This window comes from Actinomadura sp. KC06, from assembly GCF_004348735.1.
Taxonomy (GTDB): domain Bacteria; phylum Actinomycetota; class Actinomycetes; order Streptosporangiales; family Streptosporangiaceae; genus Spirillospora.
Genome location: NZ_SMKT01000380.1, coordinates 1 through 1,495, shown reverse-complemented (window position 1 = coordinate 1,495; position 1,495 = coordinate 1). Strand labels below are relative to the sequence as shown.

3 protein-coding genes are annotated in these 1,495 nt (G+C 72.4%); all 3 read left to right on the top strand.

The annotated features are described in order from the left end of the window. Positions 1 to 380 (top strand): hypothetical protein (locus E1287_RS43185; RefSeq protein ID WP_347814015.1); only part of this gene is annotated, 380 nt, incomplete at its 5' end. Positions 381 to 444: 64 nt separating this feature from the next. Continuing rightward, on the top strand, positions 445 to 768 hold the full coding sequence (locus E1287_RS43180; RefSeq protein ID WP_131971933.1) for a DUF3817 domain-containing protein: 324 nt from the start codon (positions 445 to 447) through the stop codon (positions 766 to 768). 77 nt (positions 769 to 845) lie between these two features. After that, positions 846 to 1,495, top strand: a 650-nt coding sequence (locus E1287_RS43175; protein ID WP_131971931.1) for a MarR family winged helix-turn-helix transcriptional regulator, incomplete at its 3' end; no start/stop codon positions are given.

The window sequence follows — 1,495 nt, the reverse complement described above, 5'->3', positions numbered from 1 at the left end:
GGGTCGGGGGTAGGCTCGGGGGCGTGCGACGGTTCCTCACCCCTGGCTGGATCGGGCTGCACGTGCTCGCGATCGTGCTGTGCGGCACGTTCCTCGGCTTCGGCTGGTGGCAGTACGACCGGGCCCAGAGCGGCAACGACCGCAGCTGGGCCTACACGTTCGAATGGCCGATCTTCGCGCTGTTCGTGATCGTGATGTGGGTCAAGATGATCCGCGACGAGCGCTCCGGCGCCGCCCCCGCGCCGAAGGTGATCGAGGAGCCCGCCGAGGCCGAGGTGAAGCGGGAGATCATCCGGCGGCAGGAGGAAGAGGACCCGGCGCTCGCGGCCTACAACCGCTACCTCGCGCGGCTCAACTCCCAGAGCGGCGGACGCGGCTGACCCCGCCGCGCGCCCGGCCGCCATGGACGGCGGGCCTGCGGGCCGTCGATGAAAGGTGTGTTCTGTGGAAGGCGCGGTGACCCGGTACCGGATCCTGGCGCTGGTGGTCGGCACGCTGCTGGTGCTGCTGGCGATCGGCATGGTCCTGAAGTACGGCCCGACCGACATGCCCGCCCTGGCGGGCGTCGTGGCGCCGGTCCACGGCTTCCTCTACATGGTCTACCTGCTGGCCGCGTACGACCTGTGGCGGCGCACCGGCTGGCCGCTGAACCGGATGGTGCTGATCGTGCTGGGCGGCATCGTCCCGCTGATGACCTTCTTCGTGGAGCGGCGGATCGTCCAGGACGCGCGGGCGCTGCGCGGCGCCAAGGCCGAGGCGGGCGCCTGACCGTCCCTCCCGGGGGCTGGTAAAACCGCCCGCCCGTCGCGTAACGTTTGACTCAGTCAAACGTTAGGAGGCGGAGCATGGAGGTGACCGAGGGGGACGTCGGCACGGTCCGGGCGTTCAACCGGTTCTACACCGGCGTCATCGGCGCGCTCGGCGAGGGTCACGTCCGGTCCCCGTACTCCCTCACCGAGGCGCGGGTGATCTTCGAGCTGGCGCAGCGGGACGACACCGAGGTCCTCGACCTGCGCCGCGACCTCGGCCTGGACGCCGGCTACCTCAGCCGGATGCTCACCCGGTTCGAGGCCGACGGGCTGGTCGCGCGGGAGCGCTCGCCCGGCGACGCCCGCCGCCAGGTCGTCCGGCTCACCCCGCACGGCCGCGAGGTCTTCGCGATGCTGGACGAGCGGTCCGTGAGCGAGATCCGCGGCCTGCTGGACGGGCTGCCCGCCGGCGACCGGCGGCGCCTCCTCGCCGCGATGCGCACGATCCACGACGTCCTCGGCGACCGGCCGCGCCGCCCGGACGGCGACGTCGTCCTGCGCCCGCTCCGCCCCGGCGACCTCGGCTGGGTGGTGGAGCGCAACGGCGCCCTCTACGACGTGGAATGCGGCTGGGACCGCACCTACGAGGCGCTCGTCGCCAAGGTCGTCGCCGACTACGTCCACGATCACGACCCGGAGCGGGAGAACGCGTGGATCGCCGAATCCGGGGGCGTCCGGGTGGGCGG